The sequence below is a fragment of the Streptomyces sp. NBC_00663 genome (genome assembly GCF_036226885.1).
Classification (GTDB): Bacteria; Actinomycetota; Actinomycetes; order Streptomycetales; family Streptomycetaceae; genus Streptomyces.
The window spans coordinates 43,751-66,335 of the sequence record NZ_CP109027.1; the positions used below are offsets into that span (position 1 = coordinate 43,751).

Genomic DNA, 22,585 nt, shown 5'->3' on the forward strand with positions numbered 1-22,585 from the left:
AAGGTGCCCAGAGCCGTCAACCCTGACGATCGTCAGGGTCCGGTGTTGCCGTTCGGCTCGGGTTCCCGGTTGTTCCCGCTTCTACGTTCGGGCCTCATGGAACGAGAACCGCGAATGAAAGTCCGAGTCGGTCGGCTGCTCGGCGCGTTGGCTGTCCTGGGCGTGGGAGCAGGAGTCGTCACTTGGCTGTCCCCCGGTGGGCTGGGCGAGGCTGGTGCTGTCGAGGTCACGGATGGAGCTTCGGCGTCCGCGTACCGTTCGGTGGCCGAGGCGGTGGCGGATGCACCGTCGTGGCTGGGCCCGCTCCTGGAAGTGGCCACCGAGGGCACATTGGTGATCCTCGGAATGTTGCTGATCTGGATGTGGTGGACGGCAATTCGCCGCAAGGACACACGGGAGGTCGCCGGATCCGTACTGACCGGTCTCGGCACCGTCGCGGCCTATGCGGTGAGCGAAGCGGTGAAGCTCGTCGTGGACGAGGAGCGTCCTTGCCGTGCGTTACACACAGGCGCCGAATCTGTCGCGGAGTGCCCCGGAGCTGGGGACTGGTCGTTCCCGAGCAACCACGCCACCCTGGCCGCCGGCCTGGCCGTCGGTCTCGCCGCGCTGCGGCCGCGCCTCGCCGCGATCACGCTGCCGCTGGCCGGTGCTGCCGCGCTGCTGCGTGTACTGGTGGGGGTGCATTACCCGCACGATGTGCTCGCCGGCGCGACGCTCGGCGGCGCTGTCGTGGCGGCGGTGCTGCTCGCGTTCATGCCCCTTGCCCAGGGGGCGGCATCACGGTTGGGAAGGCTGAGGCGGAATGATCCCGGCCTCGTGGGCGACCACCGCGGCAGCGGCCCGGTTGTCGACGCCCAGCCTCGCCAGGATGGAACTCACGTGGGCTTTGACCGTTCCCTCCACCACATGGAGCCGCCGGGCGATCTGCCCGTTGGACAGGCCGCTGCCGAGAAAGGCCAGTACCTCTCTTTCCCGGGCGGTGAGGGCGTTGACCTGGTGACGGGCGGCGGAGCGCCGACCGGCCAGGGTGCCCGCGCCCGTCGCGGCGAGGTGCGCGATGACCCGGGCCGCGACCTTCGGTGACAGGTAGGCGGCGCCTTCGGCCACCGCACGCACTCTGGTGATCAGTTCCTCTGGCTCGCCCGACTTGATCAGGAAGCCTGCCGCACCACCGCCGAGCGCCTTAAGGATGTAGTCGTCCTCGCCGAAGGTCGTCAGCATGATGATGCTCGTGGCCGGCACCGTGTTACGGATTTCCGCTGCGGCGTCGATGCCATTGATTCCCGGCATGCGGATATCGAGTACAGCCACCGCGGGACGATGGCGTTGGACCAGTTCCACGGCGTCGTGCCCGTCGACGGCCTCGGCGACGACTTCGATGTCCGGATCCGTGGCAAGAACGGCGCGTACCCCTGCGCGGATCATCGGCTCGTCGTCGGCGATCAGGACCCGGATCATCGAGCGCTCACGGAGTGATCGTGTCCAGGGACACCAGGGTGTCCTTCCGGAAGCAGAGCTGGTAGGCGTCGCCGGACCGGTCGTCGAACCGGTCGGCCGTCATCGCGTAGTACTCGCACGTTGTGCCGTCTCCCGTCGGCTCAGCCGTCAGCGGTCGATAGTTCGTCTGCCGGTCCGGCAGGAATCGCTCCACCTCGGACCGATCTTGCCCCACATGCAGGCGGGCATAGTCGCGTGGGTCAAGGACCGACCGCGAAGCCGACAGCACCTCCCAGCCCATGAGAGCTCCGCTCAGCAAAGCTCCCGTCACGAGGGGCACCATGACTGCGACGACCAGGGCCCGGCCGACCCGGCGCCGAGCGCGGCGATGTTCCTGCGGCAGCTCATAACCGCGAGAGGCTGTGTGTGCGAGCGGCGGTGGTGGCGAGGGTGTGTGCGGGATACACGCGACGACCGCGTAGCCTCCGTCGCGCGGGCCGTGGTCGAACGTTCCGCCGGTCAACCGCATACGTTCTTCGAGACCGATAAGGCCACGCCCTCCGCTCCGAGGCCGGGGCCGCCGACTGGCCGCAGACGATGGCGGGCCGTTCTCCACGACGACCTTCGTCTCTGTTGCCGTATACGTCACGTGGACAGTCACGGTCGCGCCGGACGCGTGCTTGACAACGTTGGTCAGAGCTTCCTGCACGACCCGGTGAGCCGCCCGTTCGACCACGGGTGGAACGTCGTCCGCCTCGCCGCCGATACACAACTCCACGGTGAGGCCGGCCGCGGAAGCCTCGGAGGTCAGACTCGTGAGGCTGGAATTGCTGGGATCCACAGGCGTTGTGTCGGTCTCCTCCCGCAGGACACCGATCACCTCGCCGAGACGCTCCACCGCGGCCGCAGCTCTGGCTCGGATGTCCCCTGCGGCCCTTTGGTGGTGCTCTTCAAGGTCCGGCGCGAGTTTGAGTGCGCCGGCCGACAGACCGATCAGGCTGAGGTCATGGCCGAGTACGTCATGCATGTCCTGAGCGATACGTGCCCGCTCGCGCAGCCGGGCTTGATCAGCAATCAGCTGCTGCTCGCGTTGCAGCCGATCGGCGCGCTCCCACCCGGCCCGGACAAGCTGCTGATACTGGCACCAGAAACGGCCCATAAACCAGGGCAGCATCGTGGCTGCAACCACCACTGTCACAAAGCGGCTGGCCAGGGGGAGCCAGGCAGGAACGACGGACAGGGCCACCACACTGGCCGCGAGAATCGCGACCAGAGCAAGCACTGTCGGCGCCGTCCGTCCAGGCCGTCGTCCTGCCAGGTACGCGGCGATGGCAGTCGGGACAGACCACCACAGGTTCATCACGCTCAGACCGGCGGCCACCGCGATAACCACTGTGAGGATGGTCCCAGGATCAAGTGCCCGCCGTAAAACAATGGTTCCGCTCGCAGTCTCAGCGCTGATCATTGTGCCGTCCACAGAGTTGACGGTACGGACATCGGGCGCTGTCCGACCACTGCCGAAAGTCCAATCTGCGCCGGTGGAGTCCAAAACTCCACCGGCACGAGCGGACCGTAGCCAGCCCCAGGGCCCGCCCTGCGGGCCCTCTTTGAACTCCTGCGGAGCCCTCGGCCGGTGTGCTAGCCGGACCATGATCAATCTCAGCGGCACTTCCTGTACCGCAACTACTCACACCCGGTCTCCGGGGGCGTGTCAGCTCACCGCGCCAGCCACTTGATCACGTCGTTCGTGCCCGTCTTCGGCTTCACCCGCCAGCTTCCAGGCGCCCCAGCCGGTCGGCGTAGGCAGCAGCCATGCGCGCGATCTCCTCGGGCTCGGCGCCCCTCAGGCGGTGCTGGTCCTGAACGCACTCCTGGCGCTGATCCTTGAGTTCGTCCAGGCGTTGCTGGTCGCCAGAGCGCCTTGCGAGGAGCATCTGCTGGCTGTACCAGGCGATGACGGCGCCCACGCCCTGGCGTGGCTCTCACCGCCTTCGAGGCCGCCCGCACCGAGGCCGAAGAGCACGATGCCCCTGGCGAGCGGGCCATCGCCCAGACCCACATCGCGCTCGTCGCCGCATTCGCCGACCCGGCCCGTGCGAACGACGAACTCGCCCTCGCCCAGCAATTCCTGGCTCAGCTCGACCAGCGCGCCACCGCCCTCCTCGTCCAGGTCGTCGCCCTCGTCCGAGACGCCGACACCGACCAGGACGCCACCGGCCGCGCGGACGTACTGCGCACCGAGATCAGCGTCTCCGGGCTCACCTGGATCAACCCGCTTCTCGACGTCGCGCTCGCCTTCCACCACGCCGTCCGAGCCGATCAGGACGCTCTGGCCGCCGGCATCGGCCAGCTGCGCGAGGCACCGCCAACGGCGACTTCGCCTACTTCGTCAACATCACCGCCGCCATGGGAGACCTGCCCCAGCCCGACCGGCCCGCCATACAGTGGCTCGACGGCGAATCCGCCGTCCGCGCCCGCTGGCGCACCCTGGTCACCGCCCGCCGGCACCACCTGGGCGGCGGCCAGTAGCCGGGCAGAACCGCAGAACCAGTCCCTGAGCCGGGTCGGCTTGAGCGCTGAACGATCGCTGGCCCCAGACGACCCGGACCGGCCCGGTCGGCTCCGCCCGCGAGGTGGTCCTGCCCGAGCTGTTGGAGAAGCAGTCCAACTCCTCGTGCGGGACGACCCGTACGCCCTTATGGCGACACTGCGCCGCGGCGCTCACTGTCCTTCTGCGCGGACGATGCCCTGCCCTATGACGACCAGAATCGGCGTACCGTCCTGCTGGGCAGGCCGGTAAGCGACGCCGTAGTCGCGGGCAAAACGGTTGGCCTCGGCTTCGGAACCGCTAAGCCGGTGCAGGTAGAGCCCGTAGGCGACGGATGCGATCTGCTCGGCGGTCAGACACAGCTGCCAGCGGTTGTCCGCCCGGCTGAAGGACGCCCCGTGTACGCGCTCGGCGAGCCCGTCGGCCGGCGCGGTAGCCAGTGCGTGGGCGAGGCTGACAAAGACGCGCACCGCGCTCATCTGGACGGGGCGCAGCTCCACCAGCCGTTCGCCCAGTCCGGGTTGGGGAGCATCGGTCACTTCCAGCGGGCGAGCGTGAGCGTATGCGAGAACATCGCGGCCATGGGAGGTCAGGCGCGCTGCCCAACGCACCGGCCGGCAGGTGAGGACGGAGAGTTCAGCGCGGGTCTCCCTGTCCGCTAACTCAACCAGTCCGTCGCGCACGGCTACCTCTGCGCTCTGCTGAAGGGACACAGGCACTGCGTCATCCAGCACCCATGCCTCATGTGTGCCTCGTTCGTGGCCATACAGCACCTTCAGCACGGCGATCCTCTTCTCCGAGCCCCTCATCTCCGCCTCGCCTGCTCGATCGAGCCTAGCTACTTCACTCTGGGGGCCCATCGTCCTTGATCGCCGACCGGGGTGCCCCGCGTCCTCTTCGTCTTCACGCCTATGAGGGACAGGAGGCTTCGGCACCACTGCATTGGCCCCTGTGGGCTGGTGCGGCGTCGATGCCGCTCGGCGGCCTCCTCTGGCTCGCCGTCGAGCACGACGCGCACGATGAGGCACCGTCGCCGCAGGGGCCGCCGAGGCTAACCGGTTCATCAGCGGCCGCGGCTCAACGAGTCACCGTCCCGCAGGGCGTACCCGTGCGCCTTTCGAGATCCGCCGCAGGCGGCGCGCACCAACTGTGTGGCTGCCCGGAGGCACAGGCGGGCTAGCAGAACTGTGCCAGCACGACCGAATGACGTGTGTTCGATACCGCAGTTGTGTCGTTAGAGCTCACGACTCAGCCGCAGCGACCACCCTAGGGGGAACGATGACCTCGGCCATTACGCAGGACCAGCCGCCGCAACCACCCAAGGGGACCGCGCCGGACGACGAACCGCAGGAAGCTGGTGTTCGAGAGGAGGAGTACCTCTTCCGCGACAAATCGAGGCTCCAAGCCAGCTCCCTGCTGACCTCCCGCACCATGGCGCGGCGGCTGCCCTCGCTCGTGCGGCGCTCGGTGGACGGGCAGATCATGCTTGCCGCCTACCGTGCCCGGCTCGGGAACACCGCGACCGCTCACCTCGCCGACGGTCGGCACATCCTCGACGTCCCGGCGCTGGATCGCCATGATGTCCATGTCCGCTACCGGCCCTTGTGGGACAGCCCTCTTCACCGCGGTCCCGTGCCCGAACGGCTGCCCGTGCAGCAAGCCTGGGCGTGGTGCTTCGTCCCCGACGGCCGGGTCGTCGTCGTGGCCGACCCCGGCCCGCGGGGCGCTCTGCCGATGCTGCCCGGCGGCACCGTGGAGACGGCCGACGCGGCTCCTGAGGACACCTTGTACCGCGATGCTGCCGAGGAGGCCAAGCTCACCTTGGCTGATCCGGTGCGACTGGGCTGGGTGCTGGACGAGACGGGCGAGGTCTACGGCGGCGTGGGGCCCAACGCGAGGCTCCGCCTAGCCGCCCGAGTCACCTCCGTCGGCCCGGCGGCCGTCGGCCCCGCCACCGGCCACCCCTTCGCCCGCCTGCTCGTCACGCCCGCCCAGGCAGCCGCGCTGCTGGGATGGGGCCCGCCGGGAGCGCGGCAAGCCCAGCTCGCGGCGGAGAGGGCACGCAAGTGGTGGGGGCTGCCGATCGCTCGCACCGCCACCGTCGAGGAGATCCCGGCGGAGGGGATGCGGCTGAGCTGACCCGACCCGCCCTCGACTCCTCCCGCTCCACGCCCTCTGAGGTAGCCCCCATGCCGTTGTCGCACGATCACATCCGCACCACAGTCGATGCTTACCTCGCTCGCCACCCTCACGAGCGCGAGCAGCTCGGCGGACTACTGGATGCCCTCAACCGGACCAGCGACGAGATCGCAAGCCGCTCCACGTTCACCGGACACGTCACGTGCAGCGCAATCGTCATCGACCCACGGGGCCGCGTCCTGCACGTGCTGCACCTGGCGAGCGGGAAGGTCCTCGCCCCTGGCGGACACGCCGAGCCCACCGACCAGTCCCTCGCAGCAGCGGCGCTGCGGGAGCTGCACGAGGAGACCGGGATCCCAACCCAGGCCGTCACGCCATGGCCCGGCTACGAGACGGTGCCACTCGACATCGACATCCACGACATCGACGCCAACCCGGGCAAAGACGAACCGGGCCACCAGCACTTCGACCTCCGGTTCCTCTTCCGCCTGCACACTGCGAACGAGGTGGAGGTGATGCTACAGAAAGAGGAGGCCGGCAGCATCGAGTGGCGGCCCGTGGACAGGGCGGCCTCCCCTTCGCTGCGCGAGAAGCTCCTCAAGCTCCCACTCCAGGTCGAACCTTTGACGGCCAACGCCTCCGCACTGATCTACAACGACCGCGGCGAGTACCTGCTCCACCTGCGCGACTACTTTCCCGGCGAGATCTGGGAGCCAGGCATGTGGTCCCTGCTAGGCGGCGGCCGAGAGTCCCAGGACACCACCCTGGAACACACGGTGCGGCGCGAACTGGCCGAGGAAGCCGGCCTTGATATCGCCGATCTGACCCCATTCGGCACCGAGTACGCCTCCGACGACGCCGGCACGGTCGTGCCCATCGCCATCTACGCGGGCCGCTGGAACGGCGATCCCCGCGAACTCCGCCTCACGGAAGGGGTGATGCTGGCCTGGTTCGCCCCGGACGACCTCCACCGCCTCCGTATCGCCGACACCACGAGAGACCTCGTACGACGCCACGCCGCCAGCCGCCCGGCCGCCCCCGCGCCGCAGAGCGGGCTCCCCTCGCCCGAGGAGCGTCGCCCGACTTCGCCGAACGGCACGGTCCTTAACGTCATCGGCGTCCACCTCTACCTGGAGCGCCCCGACGGGACGGTGCTGCTCGGGCTGCGCCACCCCAACTCCAAGTTTGCGCCGTCCACCTGGCACGCCCTGGCCGGCCATTGCGAGCAGGAGAACGCCATCGCCTGCCTGATCCGGGAGGCACGGGAGGAAGCCGGCCTACGCATCGAGCGCCAGGACGTCGCACTAGTCCACGTCGTCCACCACATCGACAAGCCCGGAGACCGGCCCCGCATGGGCCTGTTCTTCCGCGCCCATGCCTGGAGCGGCGAGCCGGAGCTGCGCGAGCCGGACAAGTGCACCGAGTGGAAATTCTGGGACCCTGCCGCGCTCCCCGACGACCTCGTCTCCTACACCCGGGTGGCCATCGGAAAGATCCAGAACGGGGAGCTGTACAGCGAGACGGGCTGGCCCGCATGACCGACCTGACGAACCGCGCATACCGTCGCGTGTCGACTGCGACTGCGGCCGGACGTGAGGACACCCGCCTCGTGGTGATCCGCGGCAACTCGGCGTCAGGCAAGTCGAGTGTGGCCCAGGGACTGCGAGATCACTACGGCCGCGGTGTCGCGATCGTGGGCCAGGACGTGATCCGCCGGAACGTGCTCAGGGAACACGACACCGCGCGCGGCGCCAACATCGCCCTTCTGGGCAGGATCGCACGCGACGCACTGAACGCCGGCTTTCACGTGGTGCTCGAAGGGATCCTGTACGCCGACCGCTACAGCCACATGATCACATCTCTCGTCCGTGACCACCGCGGCGTCTCCCGCTGCTACTACCTGGACGTGCCGCTGGAGGCGACGTTGATCCGGCACGCGTCGAAGGCGGACGCCGCGTACCTGGCGCAGGTCACCGACAGCCACCTCACCTCCTGGTACCGCGAGATGGATCTCCTGCCCGGCGGTCTCGAGACCGTGATCCCGGCCGACAGCACGCTGCAGGACACCGTCGCGCGAATTGTGCGCGAAACCGATCTGGCTTCTGCCTCCCCCGCCCCGCCACCGCAGTGCAAGCTGTCGCAGGGAGACTCGATGAACCCTCTGGTGTTGATGTCCGATCCGCGGGTCGCCGCGATCCCGGTGCGCGAGTGCGAGGAGCCGCTCGTCGACGTCCGTGACCACGAGTTCCGTGTCGATCCCCGCAAGCAGGATCCGCTGGGCGCGTTCGCCCACGTCCGCGAGGGCGTCCTGTCCCGGCTGCAGCACGCCCGCTCGCTCCTGCCCGCCGGCACCGACCTGCTGTTCATCGAGGGCTACCGGCCACTTTCCCTCCAGCAGCGCTACTTCACCGAGTACCGGAACGAGCTGGCCGCTGCTCAGCCCGGCTGGACAGCTGAGCAGCTGCATCAGGCCGCCAGCCGGTACGTGTCGCCGCCGGAGATCGCGCCTCACTCCGCGGGCGCAGCCGTGGACGTGACCCTCGTCGACCAGGACGGCCACGAACTCGATCTCGGCACCCGTGTCAATGCCTCCCCGGAGGAGAGCGGCAACGTCTGCTTCACGCACGCTCCGAACCTCAGCGATCACGCGCGCCACCATCGCACGCTGCTACTCAACGCCATGGAGGGCGCGGGTTTTACGAACTATGGGACCGAGTTCTGGCACTTCTCGGTAGCGGACCGGTACGACGCGCTGATGCGGCAGGAGCCGCACGCGCGCTACGGACCGATCGAACTGCCATAGCGGCCGACGGACTCGTCCACTTCCTCGCCGCCCACTCCGATCCGGAAACACCGGAGCGCGGCCACCGCTCCATGGCCGGTCGCGACCCCACAACCGCGACAGTCGGAAAGCATCGAACGGAGGCATGTATGCCTGACGACACCCAGCAGGCGCTCCCAGCCGTCCCGAGCCCGTCGGCCGGAGACGAACGACACGAGCACCACATGCGCCTGCTCGGGCGGTACTACCGCCAAGTGGAAGCAGGGCGCAAGACGATCGAAGTAAGGGTGGCCGCCCCGCACAAGCGCGACATCAGCGTCGGCGACACGGTCGTCTTCCACGAGCGGGATACCGGGCGGGAGCTTGACGTCCTCGTGCAGCGGATCACCCCGTACCCCTCCTTCAAGGACCTGCTCCGCTCGGAGGACGCCGCGCGCATCGACCCGGACGGGCCGCCCAGCGAGCTGCTCGCCAGCCTCCGCGGCATCTACCCGCCGGCCAAGGAAGCCCTCGGCGTTCTCGCCCTCGCTTTCGACCACCGCCCTGCCCGGACAGCGTCGCTTCTGTGGTGGTGGGGACGCTGGTTGACGACTCCTTTGGGGACGTCAAGCGGGCGGTCCGCCCGAGCCGGGTCTGTCTCCGCGCGGACGGGGGAACCTGCTTGCCGCCAAATCGGCATGCCCGATGGAGCTGCGGGGTGCGATCATGGTGTTTGCCGATGGAGCGGGGAGGGCGTATGGCCGGGAACCGGTCAGGCATGGCCGAGCAGGCCTTCGCCAGGCCACAGGTCCCGTTCGGCCACCAGCCCGGCGAGGAACTTCTCAACGTCGGCCAACACGGCGGCCCGCTCCGTGGCCCCGTAGACCATGCTCTGGCCGGATGCGGCGTCGATGGCGCGCACATGGCTGTGCGGGCCGGCGCAGATGAGGGCGCGGGCGAGGTCGGGCAGGCCGAGGCTGAGGGCATCGCAGTCCCCGTGGCGGACGAGGTGAACCAGGTCGGTGGTGACGCGCTCCCAGTCGCCGACAGTCGGCCAGCCGGTGCCGCCGTCCAGTTCGTGCGTGAGGGTGGACAACGGGATGATCTCCCCGGGCCGGCGTCCGTGGGCGAGGAGGGCGTGGATGTGAGCCCCATCGGGCTGCAGCACCCGGGGGTGCAGGAGTGTGCCGGCCGCTACGACGGTTGTGTTGATCTCCGTGGTGCCTGGGCCGGGGTAGTAGGGCTCGTGTGCAAAGAGCAGATACACCGTGCGGGCGCGTGCCTGGTCATCGGACTGAGTGTGCGTCATGGGTGCTGTCCCTTCAGCGGTGTGGTGCCGGTCCGGGCGAAGCGTTGACCGTTCACGGAGGTGGCTGACCGTACGTAGCGGTTGCTGCGTGCTGACCTGGGTGGCGGGCAGGGGCTGCGCGGCCTTGGCCGTGAGCCAGGCACGTGGTGGTGCCGTCACCAGTTGGCTCCGTCGAGTTGAGGGGTGGTGGCGGAGGCGCAGGTGGTGCATCGGCCGTCGCTGTTCGGGTGGGCGCGGCGTGGGGTGGGGCCGGGGCAGGTGGCGCAGGGCGGCCAGCCCAGGCAGGTGGGACAGAGGTCTTCGCCGTCAGCGGTGCCCGGGCGTCCGCAGCCGGTGCACTCGGCCAGGGCCCGGTAGGTCAGGGCCTCGGTGACGGTGCGGGCGGCAGACGGTGTGCAGCCCCGCGTAGCCGTCGGCGACGTCGCCTTCTCCCCTGGGTGCTGGGCCGTGGAATGGCCGGTCACGGTGTGGGGCGATGGGTAGGCCTGGGCGGCCCGCAGGCGTGCCGCGACGATGGCTGCGACGGAGGTGCGTACCGGGTGCGGCAGCGGCCTGCTGGTGATGACGTGGCGCAGCAGTTCGGGACTCCAGCCGCTCTCCAGCATCGCGGTCACCACCCGGCCCTGGTCGGTCAGCGCCTTGCCGGTCAGCAGGAACTCGGGACGGCTGGTCGCGATGCCGAGCAGCAGGTGGATGCCGGGATGCATGTCGTCGGCAGGCGGTGCGGGCGGGTTCCTGTCCAGCGGCCGTGTCCCGCCAGTTGCGGGTTCGGCGGTGTGCGGGCACGGAGGGAGGGGGTTGGTGTTCTGCTTGTTGGTCTTCTTAACGATGGTGTTCTTAGTGGGCCGGTCAGCCGACGTCGGCTCATCCACTGGTGGAAAACCCGGCTCCGGCTGCGACCTGCGCAGTTGCTCGGCCGGTTGGTCGGTGATGACGTACACGACCCCGCCGAGGGTTCCGTCGCTGTGGCGGGTGCGTTCCCGCAGCAGAAAGCCGTGCTGTTCCAGCTCTTTGAGGCCGCTCTTGACGGCCGCCTCGCCGTCGCGGCTTCTGCGTGCCAGGTCGGCGACGGTGATGTGCCAGCCGTCACGGTGCGTACTGATCAGCCCGAACAGGCCCTTCGCCTTCCACGTCAGCCGGGGGTCGCGGAAGAGACGGTTGGCGATCTGGGTGAATTGATCGGCCGCCATCGCACCTCGCCGGATTCCTGCCCCGGCGACGAGGCCGGCCGCCCTGGCGGGGACAGATGCCACCGCAGCGCTGTGTGGAGGGCTGGTGTCACCGGCAGCGGGAACATCACTGAGGCTGTAGGCGATCTCACCGAGGGTGCCGTCTTCGCGCCGCAGCTGGATGCGTACGAGGTAGCCGCAGTCCTGCAGTTCGCTCAGGCCCGCCCGGGCGGCATCCCGCCCGTCCGGACCTACCTGCACCAGGTCGGCAAGGGTGATCTCCCAGCCTGCGCGGTGGGTGCTGAGGTAGCCGAAGATTCCCTTCGCCCTGAACGACAGGCGAGGATGGCGCAGCAGGCTGTTGGCGATCTGAGTGAATCGATCCGCCGCCGTCACGCCCCGGCGGAGTCCCGCCCGGTGGCTCACTGCGCTCCCCCACGCGTCGGGAATCCGGCCGCGGCGAGGGCGTGCTGCATCTCGCGGAGGGGGAGGCGGTCAGGGCTTTTCCGTGCGCACGCGCGGGCGGTATCCATGCCCGCCAGCACAGCCAGCAGCCCTGACCAGACCATCGACCAGGTCAGGCCGACCACGGTCACAATCCGAGCAATATCCGCGATGGTCAGCCGTGGTCAGGGCATGGTCAGGCCGACCATGCCCTGACCACACCGCATCCCGGGCCCGAATGCGCAAGCAGACTGCGCAGCCCCTGTTGCGCATCGCGCGTAGACCCGATGCGCAGCAAGGGCCGCGCAACCGTGACGGGTACGCAAGAGCCAGACCGCTTCGTTGCGCAACCCCAGCAGGGACCTCCGTCCAGGGCTGCTGCGCACGACCGCGCAGCCTGTTGCGCATATTCCTGTCGCGCACGCGCGCACCCCCGACTCCGCAAACCGACGCCGGCCGCCTCCCGCGCCTGCGCACGCTCCGCTGCACGGACACATGGCGGTGTCCGCTCACCCGCCTCGCAACTGCCCGTGGTCAGGGGGTGGTCAGGCCGACCATGGGCTGACCACGCCCCGCCCCGGGCCGGTTGCGCAGGCTGACTGCACAGCATCGCGCAGACTCGATGCGCAACGAGACCTGCGCAACCGTGGCGGGTGCGCAGTGGTCAGGCTGCTTCGTTGCGCAGCGCCGGGCGGGCCTCGATACCGCTATATGCGCATGACTGCGCAGCCTGTTGCGCACGTCTCCCCTGCGCACGTCCGAACCCGCGACTGCGCACACTGGCGCCCGCCCCCTCCCCCGCCTGCGCACACTCCACTGCGCAGACACACGCAGCGGTGTCCGCTTACCCACGGCACCACGGCCCGTGATCAGGGGATGGTCAGGGCGTGGTCAGGCTGACCACGCCCTGACCACGCCGTTTGTGTCCTCATCGTGACCGTGGTCGGCCTGACCTGGTCGATGGTCTGGTCAGGGCTGAGCGATGTGCTCTCAGCAACATCCGTTCAGACCCAGGAGGTTGACCATGCCTCACCGAAGGCATGCCGCACTCAGGGAGGGTGCTGCCGTCATGGCTGCAGGCGCCCGCCTGGAGGCGATGCGGCGCCGGGTGCGCTTGTCGCGGGCGGCCGTGTGGACAGTCATCGCTGCCGGACCTGTCGCACTGGCAGTCGCGATCACCTCCACCCCGACAGCTACGGAGGCCGCGCCGCAGGACCGGTCGAGCGTTGTGCAGCCTGTCGCGGCGGTGGCCGCCGACCCGGCCGGGTATGCGCAGGTGTTCATGAACGCGTGGCTGCGCAGCAGCGCGGACGACACGACAACTGCGCAGGCACGGCTTGCGCAGTCGATGGCGCCCGACGTCGACCTTCCCGACCCCCTACCCGATGCGCAGGCCGAACCGGCCTCGGTCACTGCGGTGCGCAGTGCGCACGCCGACGGCGGCACATGGCAGGTGACGGTGGCTGCGCAATTCGCCGACGGCACGCTCCGCTACTTCACGGTCCCGGTGACCACCAACACCACAGGCACCTCGTGCACGGTGACCGGCGCCCCCGCCATCGTCGCCGGTCCCGACCGGACCGCACCGGCCGAATCGCCCTACACGGTCACGGTCCCCAACGGTGAACTGAACCGCGCTGTGACCGAGTTCCTCGCCGCCTATCTCACCGGTGCCGGCGAAGTCGACCGCTACCTCGCCCCCGGCATCCATCTCACCGCGGTCTCCCCCGCCCCGTTCACCGCCGTCACGGTGCGGCAAATCTTGGCCGCCGAAGAAGCTGCGGGAGGCGAACAGGTTCCGGGCAACGGCACCCGGGTGCACGTCCAGGCGACTACCGAGGCGCACGACCGCACCGGACGGTGGCCGCTGGCCTACGAGCTCACCCTCACTGCCCGCTCCGGCCGCTGGGAAATCGCCGTACTCGGCTCCCTCACTCGTCGAGGCGGAGGTGGTGGGTCGTGAACACGATGGACACGGTGACGCTCGCGGGCAAGCTCGACGATGTCGGCGAAGCCTGGATCAACATGTTCCACCGCTGGGGTGACCTCGGCCTGCAGGCGGGCCTGACCTGCCTCGTCTTCATCACGATGGTGCAGAAGGTCAGCGTGCGCGCCGGGATCGGCGCCCTGCTCCTGATGATCGTGGCGCTGGGGTTGTACAACTCGCGCGAAGACCTGGCGAACATGTTCGAGGACGAGGTCAACAACCCCGCCCAGGGCGCACCCGCTGTCCCCGGCATCATCTCCCCGCCACCCGTGTCCGTATCAGAGCACACGCCGTCCAAGCGAGGGGGGCTGTGAGCGCGGCGGGCGCGGTCGCCGCGCCTCGGGTAGGCCGCTTCTACACCGCAGCCCGGCGTCACCCCTGGGTGCTGGGAAAGGTCGCCGACTGGAAGATCCCGCTTGGCCCCTACACGCCAGCGCAGCTCGCGGTCGCCGTCGGCGGCGGATTCCTCCTGTTCAAGACAGTCAGCTGGTGGTCGTGGCTGGGACCGCTCCCGGTGATGCTTTGGCTTCTGGCCGTCTGGGCGGTGCGCCGCCAGACCATCCGCGGCCGGGCCCCGCTGCAGGCAGCCCTCGGTCTCCTGCTGCTGGGCTGCCAGCCGCAGGGCGGCCGGATCGGCGGGCGAGCCGCCCGCGACCGCCCACCCCGCCCTTTGACCGGCGGCTTCACCATCGAAGGCGCGCCCGCACCACGCCCCGCCTCACACCGGGCCCCGTCCCGCACCGCCCGACGGCGCACCCCCGAGGCCCTGCGCGGGCCGGGCCACGCCGCCGCGCCCCGACCCGCCGCGCGCCGTCCTCGGCATGCAGCTGTGGGCCGGCCGACGGCGAAGCCAGAGTCAGGTATGCAGCAGCTACTGGTTGCTGGCGTGCCGTGTGGGGGTGCGCGGTGAGGGTTCCGATCCGGCACATCGCCGGGCATCTTCTGTGGTCCGTGCAGGGCAGCGTATGGGCGATATACCGCCTGCATCCCCGCCCCGACGCGCAAGGGCAGGTCGAGGAAAGGGTGCAGGGCACCTATGTGCCCGCCGCGGTCCGCGATGAACAGCTCGCCAAAATAACCCACTTGGTGCGTTCGCTGTCCGGGGCGCCACGGCTGTTCGGGCTGTGCGCGCAGGTCGATCCGGGTGAGGTCGCGTTGAAGATGATCGAGGGCATCGAACCCGCCGAGCAGACGTCCAGCGCGGGCCCGCATCCATGGGTGGAGAACGTCGAGGCCGCGCTCGAGCTGCTGGACGAGCAGGAGATGCACCAGCGCACGCTGTGGCTGGCCGTGCCGCTGCGTACCGACTCCGCCGGACTGCAGGTGTCGGCCCAATTGGGTGCGGTGTGGGCGGAGTTCGCGCCGATGCTCGGCCTGCGGGCGGCGCCGGTGTCCCGGCGGGAGGTGAACGCGTATCGCGAGCAGGCCGCGAAGGTGCAGGCGGCGCTCGCCGGCGGCATCGCTTTTCGCCCGGCCCGTGCGGCGGAGATCGTGTGGATGATCCAGCACGCCCTGCACCGCGGCCTGCCCGAGCCGCTGCTCGCGGAGTCCGAGGGCAGCGGCCTGTACGGCGGGCACCTGCACCACGGGGTACTGCGCTCCCCCAGCTACGCCGACCTCGGACAGGTGCGCCTGCAGGAGGGCGGCATCGACACCGGCCTCGACGACGCCGGCGAGTTCCGCCGACCGACGCAGGTCAGCCGGTCGGGGCGGGCGGCGTGGTGGCGGCGCACGGCCGGCTCGCCGCTTGCGCGGCGCTGGCTTCAGGTGGAATCCGACACCGGCACCGGCTACCAGGCCCAGCTGGTGCTGGCCGAGTGCCCGCCCGCCGTCAGCCAGGGCACGGCTGATCTGTTCGCGCAGCTGGAGAGCCTGGACTTTCCCGTCGACTACACCATCGATCTCACCCTGGTGAGCGCGGAGAAGGCGCGCACGCAGGTGCAGCGCAAGAAGAACGAACTCATCGACCAGGCCGACCAGTACGACGCCCGCCCCACCGGCATGCCCGCCTCACTAGCCGAGGCCGCCCGTGACCTGGGCGAGCTGGATGCCCGGCTGTCGCGCACCGGGGTGGAGGTGGAGGTGCAGTCGGTGACCGTGCTGACCGTGTGGGGGCCGAACGCCGCCGTCTGCGATGCCCGCGCCCGGGCGCTGGCCGCGCTGCTGGCCGGCGCCGACTACCGGGCCGTGCGCCCGGCGGGCCTGCAGGAAGCCCTGTTCACTGTGGGCCTGCCCGGCACGGTGCGGCCGGGCGTGGCACGGGAGTTCACCCAGCACCAGGTATCCGAGGACTGGGCGCTTTCCGGGGCCTTCACCTCCGCGGAGGTGGGTGATCCGAACGGCATGTTCCTGGGGATCGATCTGGACTGCGGTACCACCCGCCCCGTCATGATCAACGTGGCGGATGCGCCGAAGCAGGACGCGTCCGCGTCGATGGGCATCGTCGGGGATCTCGGCGCCGGCAAGAGCGTCCTGCAGAAGCTGATCGCGGAGGCGGTGTGGGCGCGCGGCGGCTGCGCGATCTGTATCGACCGCACCCCGGTACGTGAGTGGGCCACGTTCGCCCGCACCGCGGCCGGCGGCCGGGTGCAGATCGTCGACGCCGCCCGGGCCGAGGTGTCCATCGACCCGTTGCGGATGTTTGCCGGGCCGGAGGGACGCCACTACGCCCTGTCCTACCTGACCCTGCAGCTCGGCGTCGGACCGATGAGCACGCACGGCGAAGTCCTCCACCACGCCGTCGAGCAGGCCGCCACCAGTGACGCACCGTCGATGCGGCGCGTGGTGGAGGTTCTGCAGGACATGGCCGGCCAGCAGCCGGGCCGGCGCCAGGACGCGGCCGCAACCCTTGCCGGACTCCTGCACGTGGTCGCCGGCAACTCCCTGGCGGCGATGGTCTTCGACCCCGCTCTGCCCCCGGTGCGGCTGGACGCGTCCAGTGCCTGCGACATGATCGTGATCACGACGGCCGGGCTGAAACTTCCTCCCAAGGCCGCCTTCGCCAACCCCGAGATACTCCACCAGCAGCCCCTGGAAGCGTTGATCGGCCGGGCGGTCCTGTATCTGATTGCCGCGCTCGCCCGGCAGAGCGCCTTCGAGGACCCCGGCCGCTTCACCGCCGTCGTGCTGGACGAGCTGTACTGGCTGACCTCGTCGGCCGAAGGCACCGCCCTGGTGCACGAGATCCTCCACGACGGACGCAAACACGGCGCCGGACTGATCGCCGGTTCCCACGACGCCGAAGAACTCGGCCCCGACCGCGGCCTGATGGCCTACCGGGCGCTCGCGCGGACCACGGACCGGGAACGGGCCCGCCGCGGACTGGAGTTCGTCGGCCTCGACCCAGGCGATCCAGAACTGCTGCGGCTGGTGACCACCGGCCTGTCCCCGGTCGGCCAGCGGGGCCGGGAAGGCGAGTTCCTGCTGGCCTGCCCGCGGCAGAACACCGGCCGCGTCAAGGCGATCATCCCCCGCATCGCGCGGATCGCCTCCTCCATCACCACCACGCCAGGCCCTCGAACAAACCCTCCGCCCCCATCTCCCCCACCTGGCGCCGCCGAGACCAGCACCGCGGCCGCGGTGGCTCTGCCCAAGGAGAACACGGGATGAGTATCCGTCCCTTACTGCCTGCGTCCCGGTCGCCGTTCCCCTCCCGCGCCCGGCGCCTGGCCGCCGCGGCCGGCGTCATCGGCGTCATTGCCATGCTGGCCGCTCTGGTCGCCCTGCTCATCACGGCGGGACGGCCCGAGCCCTGGTGGTCCCAGGCCGACGCCACGTCCCACACCTCCGCCTCCGCCGCCCCCGCACCGCGACGCGAGGGGTGTGACCTGATCGCAGGCCCGGCCCGCACCTACTGCGAGCACGACCCCGTCTCGCCCGGACCGCTCGCACCCAGCGGGCAGGACGTGGCGCGGGCAGTGTGGCGGCTGATCCCCATCGCATCAGGCCTGGCCGCGCTGATCGTCTGGCGCCGCAGCAGGGCTCATACGCGAGGTGGGTGCTGAATGTCCCGCCTCCCTCAGCCCTGCCGCCTCTCCTACCACCGGCTCCGGCCGGCCGTCACGGTCGTGGTCCTGGCCCTCGTGTTCGTCGTCGTCAACACCCAGGTCGTGTATGCGGCCAGCGGCGACGGCGACACGGGGGATTTGCTGTCCCCGCTGAACATCACCTCCAGCGAGGGCATACCGATCGACGGCTACGAACTGGGCGCCCAGGGCGGCTCGATCTTCAGTTTCCAGTCGCAGTCCCTGGCGTTCGCCCTGTCCGGGCTGTTCACCGTGATCCGGCTGCTGGTCGGGCTGGCCGGGTGGGCGATCGAGCTCGCCTTCCGCTTCCCCCTGCTGACGATCCTCATCAAGCCGGCGCAGCGGGTCGCCGACGCCTACAACACGGTCGTCGTCGACACGATGGGTCTGAAGGGGCTGCTGCTGGCGTGGGCGTTCATCTTCGCCGCCTTCATGATCGTGCGGGGGCGCATCGGGCGCGGCCTGGGCGAAATCTTCCTCACCCTGACGATCGCCGCGCTCGCCGCGTCCGCGTTCGTCCGCCCCGACTACCTGCTCACACCCAACGGTCCGCTCGGGCAGAGTCAGCAGGTGGCCGCCGAGGTCGCCAAACAGAGCGTCAACTCCTACGACTGGGGCGGCAAACTCGCCTCCTTGAGCCCCTGCGACCGGATGGCCGGCGTGCAAGAGGCCAAGTGCCTTCAAGAAGAGGCCGAGGCGCCGGTCGCGGCCACGGAGGTGGCCCGCCCGCTGCAGGACTCGATCACCAACGCGCTGATCGTCAAGCCGTACATGCTACTGGAGTACGGGCGCATCCTCGACCCGGCCAAGCCATCCGACCGCAAGGCCTACGCCGTCCACCTCAAATGGATCACGGGGGGCTACAACGCGGGCAGCGGAGAGGTCAGCGAGGAACGCAAGGACACCTGCAGCAAGATCAAGGGGCCGGCGAAGCAGTACTGCGAGCAGGAAGGCAACTCGAGTGACGCCGCGGCTGACATCCCGGAAGGCGCGGACGATTTTGGGCTCGCGCCGGGCCAGTCGCTGGCGGATGTCGACAGTGCCGCCTTCAGTGACGAGGGACGGCAGTTCGCCGCCTTCCTCGAGGATCTGAAGAACGCCGGGGACGTGGGCAAGGCGTGTGCCGCCTACGCCGAGAAGCCCACCTGGTGGCGGGTGGGCGGCGCGTTCCTGCTACTCATCGCCGCGTTCTTCATCTGCGGCATGCTGCTCTCCAGCGCCATCGTGCTCCTGGGCACCCAGGGCATCGGCGCCGCGGCAGCGGCAGGCGGGGCGATGACGTTCATCGCGGCCATGCTGCCCGGCCCGCCCCGGCAGTCGGTGTGGAAGTGGCTGTCGATCTGGGGCATCGCCATCTTGGCCATGGTCGGCATCTGCGCGTTCGTGCCGTTCTTCGGTATCGCCGTGGACGCCACCGTCACCGACGGCCCCGATCTGATGGTCGAGCGGATCCTGCTCATCGATGTCCTGGCGATCGCCGGGGCGGCCGGGCACCGCCGCCTGGTGACCGGCATCAGTTCCTTCGGGCGGCGCATGGCGATGCGGATGCGCTACGCGAAGATCGGCGGCACCCACCTGCCCGGTGACACCTCCGAACTCGGCGCCGCCCTCGCCATGAATTCCCCTGCCGCACTTGGCGGTTTCGGCGGCGGCTTGCGTGCCTTCGCCGGCGGCGGGGGCCGGTTCGCGATGCTCGGCACCCGCCAGCGGCTGATGGGCGCCCTGTCGTCGGTGTTCGACGGGGCGGGCATGCCCATCGACACCGGCCGCATCCTCGCCGACGCCACCGCCGAAGCCGGACGCGGGCTCGCACCGGTCACCGCGGCCGCCGCCGTAGGCGGACTCGGCGCCCGCCTCGGCCTGAGTGGCGCACGGCTCGGGGCGAGGGGCGCGCACTGGCTGCTGATCGGGCGCCGCCCCGACCGGGACAAGCTCGCCCAGTGGCAAAAGCCCACCGCCGACGGAGATACGCACCCCGGCGGCCCGTCCGGTGGAGGCGCAGGCTGGGGCGGTGGTGGGGGGCCGCGGCGGCCGGGCGGGCCACCGGACCGCTACCGCAACGACGACGGACAGATCATCGACCCGCGCACCGGCGAGGTGCTGCACGACCAGAACCGTGACCGCACCCTGCTGTCCACCCGCGCCCACAACCGGCTCGTGCGCTACCGCGGTTACCGCATTCTGCACCGCGGCGGCCGGATGCTGTACGGGGCCACCGTCGGCCTGCCGGCCAATGCCCGCCGGGCCCGGCAGGGCGGTTCACGCTACTCCCAAGACGCCCGCCAGCAGGTGCTGGTGTGGGGAAACACCGGCCGCGAGGACCGACGCGCCTGGGGCGACATGGGCCGGCACACCGCCCAGGTCACGCGCGAACACCTCGACGACCGCGGCGGCACCGGCCCCTTCACCGGCGCCCGCCGCCTGCCCACCACCCCCAGCACCCCTACCGTCACTCGCCCCGCTGCCGCGGCAACGGCCTCGCCACCATCTGCGGCAGACGATGCCGACGCCAACGTGCCGGATCCGTCTGTCCCGCTCACCCGGGAACAGGCCCGACGCCGCGCGGAAGGTCTCCGCGCGCCACGGGCAGCGAGTCGGCCTCCTGCAGGCGGGCGAGCACCAGGGCCGGTCCTGTCGTCCACTCGGTCTGCTGCCGGGCGCGGGCACTCGGGCTGGCCGCCTGCCGGCGGTTCGTCGAACGCCCCCGCGCCACAGTCCGGCCCGCCCGCAGAGCCGTCTGCACCGCACCGGGCGCGTCCTGGTCGTGCCTCCGGGCCCTCCATGCAGCCGGATGCCACCGGGCCGGCTTCGCGGGAGCAGGCACGACAGATGATCCAGCGGATCATGCGGCGCAACGAAGAACGCGCCCGCCGCGAGGGGGAAGGCGGTGAGCCCGAGTGAGGCCCCGCCGGCGCCGCCTGGGGCGGTGGGCCTGCCTGGTGGTGCTGTTGCTGTCCGTGGCCCTCTGCTGCACTGCGCCCGTCTCGGGCGCGATCAGCGCCTACCTCGCACTGCAGGCCGGTGCCGGAGCCGAGGACGGGATCGCCGAGGGCGGCAGCGCGGCGGACATCCCGGCCCGGATGCTCACCGCCTACAAGAGGGCCGTGCAACTGACCGGCCGGCATGTGCCGACATGCCGGGGCATGCGGTGGCCGATCCTCGCCGGAATCGCCAAGGTCGAATCCAACCACGCCACCGGCCACACCATCACCGCGAGCGGCGACATCCGCCCCCGCATCTATGGCGTCCTCCTCAACGGGTCCGGGGCCGGCGGCAACACGACCCCTGTCCCGGACACCGACCACGGCCGCTGGGACGGCACAGCGAGCGGTGAGCGTGCTGTTGGCCCCTTCCAGTTCCTGCCCTCCACCTGGCAGAACATCGGCGAGGACGCGAGCGGCGACCAGGTGGCTGATCCGCACAACGCCGACGACGCCGCGCTCGGCGCCGCCCTCTACCTGTGCGGCGACGGACGGGACCTGACCCAGCGCTCCCAACTCAAAGCGGCGATCTACCAGTACAACCACTCCACCGCGTACGTGGCGAACGTCCTCGGATGGATCGACCAGTACACGGGGGCCGCCAACAGCCCGGGTCTGAACGGGGTTTCGGGCACGGTCCGTACCGTCATCGAAGCGGCGCTCGCCCAGCGGGGCGTGCCCTACTCGTGGGGCGGCGGCAGCACCACGGGTGCCTCCTACGGGATCTGCTGCTCACCCAGCGGCAAAAGCGGTACGCACATCAAGGGCTTCGACTGCTCGGGCCTGACCCTGTACGCGTTCGCCCGGGCGGGCATCCGCCTGCCGCGGACCGCGGCGGCACAGGCCGGGGTGGGCCGGCGCATCCCCGCCAGTCTCGGTACCGGCGCGCTCAAGCCGGGTGACCTCGTCTTCTACGCCTACGCCCCCGGCCGCGATTCGACGATCTATCACGTCGGCCTCTACCTCGGCAGCGGGCAGATGATCAACGCCGCCCGTCCCGGCACCGTCGTCCGCCTCGACGCTGTCAATGCCATGTCCGGCTACGCGGGAGGAGCCCGCCTGCTATGACCACCATCTCCGCACGCAGTCCCGTAACGATGCGGCACCGCGCACCGCAGTTCACTCCGCTACCGCCCGTCCGGGCAGGGCCTGATAGCGGTCGAAGGCCTCCCGCGCATCCTCAACGAACTCCCTATGCCGGGCCAGCACGGAAAGTTCGCGCTCGGCCAGCCAGCCGTACCAGGCCACTTCCGAAGGGTCCGGCTGGACGGGACGGGTGACGACGGCCTCGTGCACAGCGAGCCAGTACGGACTGATCACACCCCGGCACAAAAACTTGAACAGGAAACGAGGGCAGGCATGCACACCTACTTCTTCCACCAACTCGCGCGCAGCAGCCTCCTCATACGACTCGGCCACGGTCACTGCGCCCCCGAGCATCCAGTTGATCTGTCCCGGAAACAGCGCCACACCTTCGGGACGCCGGTGCACCAGGAACCGTCCCTCCCCATCACGGCACACGATCGTCGCTACCCGGTGCAGCCACCCGCGACGAATCGCCTCTGCCCGCTCGACCACGGCCAGCACCTCGTCGTGCTCGTCCACCCGCTCAACCAGCTCACCCATGGGGCACACGATGGCAGAGGAAACCGACCAGCCTTCCGCAGCGGGCCCTGCGCCCGGCAACACCAGCTCGTGCCATGCCCGCAAGCAGAGGGCGGGTGCGCTCATCGATCCGGCCCACAGCCCGGCCAGAACGCTGCGGAACGCCCCGGGTTATCGGAG

The 22,585-nt window shown here is 70.1% G+C and carries 17 protein-coding genes and 1 pseudogene; 11 read left to right on the forward strand and 7 right to left on the reverse strand.

Translation table 11 applies throughout. The features are described 5' to 3' along the window. Nucleotides 1-96: 96 nt before the first annotated feature. A pseudogene (locus OG866_RS00180) lies at nt 97-819 on the forward strand (phosphatase PAP2 family protein); the annotation flags it as partial. Here the strand turns inward: OG866_RS00180 and OG866_RS00185 are convergent. From OG866_RS00185 to OG866_RS00195, 3 genes are all read right to left on the reverse strand, one after another. Next, nucleotides 778-1,458 (reverse strand): response regulator transcription factor, encoded by a 681-nt coding sequence (locus tag OG866_RS00185; protein WP_329331199.1) that lies wholly within the window; start codon nt 1,456-1,458, stop codon nt 778-780. The pseudogene OG866_RS00180 and the gene OG866_RS00185 overlap by 42 nt on opposite strands. A gap of 7 nt (nt 1,459-1,465) precedes the next feature. Next, nucleotides 1,466-2,902 carry a sensor histidine kinase gene (locus tag OG866_RS00190; protein ID WP_443063629.1) on the reverse strand — a complete coding sequence of 479 codons (1,437 nt, stop codon included), beginning with the start codon at nt 2,900-2,902 and terminating at the stop codon, nt 1,466-1,468. A gap of 378 nt (nt 2,903-3,280) precedes the next feature. Further along, entirely contained in the window at nt 3,281-3,742 is a 462-nt protein-coding gene (locus OG866_RS00195) for a hypothetical protein (protein ID WP_329331200.1), read from the reverse strand. 101 nt (nt 3,743-3,843) lie between these two features. Between OG866_RS00195 and OG866_RS00200 the strand changes: the two genes are divergently transcribed. Continuing rightward, nucleotides 3,844-3,966, forward strand: a complete 123-nt coding sequence (locus tag OG866_RS00200; RefSeq protein WP_329331201.1) for a hypothetical protein — start codon at nt 3,844-3,846, stop codon at nt 3,964-3,966. Between the two features lie 192 nt (nt 3,967-4,158). Here the strand turns inward: OG866_RS00200 and OG866_RS00205 are convergent, their stop codons facing one another. Beyond that, entirely contained in the window at nt 4,159-4,767 is a 609-nt protein-coding gene (locus OG866_RS00205; protein ID WP_329331202.1) for a DUF6417 family protein, read from the reverse strand. Nucleotides 4,768-5,263: 496 nt separating this feature from the next. On the opposite strand from OG866_RS00205, the gene OG866_RS00210 reads away from it, so the two are divergent. The 3 genes from OG866_RS00210 to OG866_RS00220 are packed head-to-tail and all read left to right on the forward strand — an operon-like array spanning nt 5,264 to nt 8,927. Then, the gene (locus OG866_RS00210; RefSeq protein WP_329331203.1) at nt 5,264-6,124 is read left to right on the forward strand and encodes a hypothetical protein; all 861 of its coding nucleotides are present in this window, start codon (nt 5,264-5,266) and stop codon (nt 6,122-6,124) included. 50 nt (nt 6,125-6,174) lie between these two features. Then, nucleotides 6,175-7,662 (forward strand): NUDIX domain-containing protein, encoded by a 1,488-nt coding sequence (locus OG866_RS00215; RefSeq protein ID WP_329331204.1) that lies wholly within the window; start codon nt 6,175-6,177, stop codon nt 7,660-7,662. Beyond that, nucleotides 7,659-8,927: a M15 family metallopeptidase gene (locus OG866_RS00220; protein ID WP_329331205.1), complete on the forward strand. Its 1,269-nt coding sequence runs from the start codon at nt 7,659-7,661 to the stop codon at nt 8,925-8,927. Before OG866_RS00215 ends, OG866_RS00220 begins: the two co-directional genes overlap by 4 nt. Nucleotides 8,928-9,657: 730 nt before the next feature. On the opposite strand, the gene OG866_RS00225 is transcribed toward OG866_RS00220, so the two are convergent. Both OG866_RS00225 and OG866_RS00230 read right to left on the reverse strand, forming a co-directional pair. Then, nucleotides 9,658-10,194, reverse strand: coding sequence for a hypothetical protein (locus tag OG866_RS00225; protein ID WP_329331206.1), 537 nt, complete (start codon nt 10,192-10,194; stop codon nt 9,658-9,660). A gap of 155 nt (nt 10,195-10,349) precedes the next feature. Then, a complete protein-coding gene (locus OG866_RS00230; RefSeq protein ID WP_329331207.1) occupies nt 10,350-11,759 on the reverse strand; it encodes a hypothetical protein in 1,410 nt (469 codons plus the stop codon). A 1,117-nt stretch (nt 11,760-12,876) separates the two neighbouring features. Here OG866_RS00230 and OG866_RS00235 point away from each other — a divergent pair. From OG866_RS00235 to OG866_RS00265, 6 genes are all read left to right on the forward strand, one after another. Further along, the gene (locus tag OG866_RS00235; protein WP_329331208.1) at nt 12,877-13,770 is read left to right on the forward strand and encodes a conjugal transfer protein; all 894 of its coding nucleotides are present in this window, start codon (nt 12,877-12,879) and stop codon (nt 13,768-13,770) included. A gap of 5 nt (nt 13,771-13,775) precedes the next feature. After that, complete coding sequence (locus OG866_RS00240; protein WP_443063630.1) at nt 13,776-14,108, forward strand: hypothetical protein; 333 nt, start codon at nt 13,776-13,778, stop codon at nt 14,106-14,108. Nucleotides 14,109-14,700: 592 nt separating this feature from the next. Beyond that, a complete protein-coding gene (locus OG866_RS00250) occupies nt 14,701-17,403 on the forward strand; it encodes an ATP-binding protein (protein ID WP_329331211.1) in 2,703 nt (900 codons plus the stop codon). Then, on the forward strand, nt 17,400-17,798 hold the full coding sequence (locus tag OG866_RS00255) for a hypothetical protein (protein WP_329331212.1): 399 nt from the start codon (nt 17,400-17,402) through the stop codon (nt 17,796-17,798). The genes OG866_RS00250 and OG866_RS00255 overlap by 4 nt, the downstream gene beginning before the upstream one ends. After that, nucleotides 17,799-20,720, forward strand: a complete 2,922-nt coding sequence (locus OG866_RS00260; RefSeq protein WP_329331213.1) for a hypothetical protein — start codon at nt 17,799-17,801, stop codon at nt 20,718-20,720. Continuing rightward, the gene (locus OG866_RS00265; protein ID WP_329331214.1) at nt 20,717-21,868 is read left to right on the forward strand and encodes a C40 family peptidase; all 1,152 of its coding nucleotides are present in this window, start codon (nt 20,717-20,719) and stop codon (nt 21,866-21,868) included. Before OG866_RS00260 ends, OG866_RS00265 begins: the two co-directional genes overlap by 4 nt. A gap of 51 nt (nt 21,869-21,919) precedes the next feature. Here OG866_RS00265 and OG866_RS00270 read toward each other — a convergent pair whose 3' ends face one another. Continuing rightward, complete coding sequence (locus tag OG866_RS00270) at nt 21,920-22,426, reverse strand: NUDIX hydrolase (RefSeq protein ID WP_329331215.1); 507 nt, start codon at nt 22,424-22,426, stop codon at nt 21,920-21,922. Nucleotides 22,427-22,585: the final 159 nt, after the last annotated feature.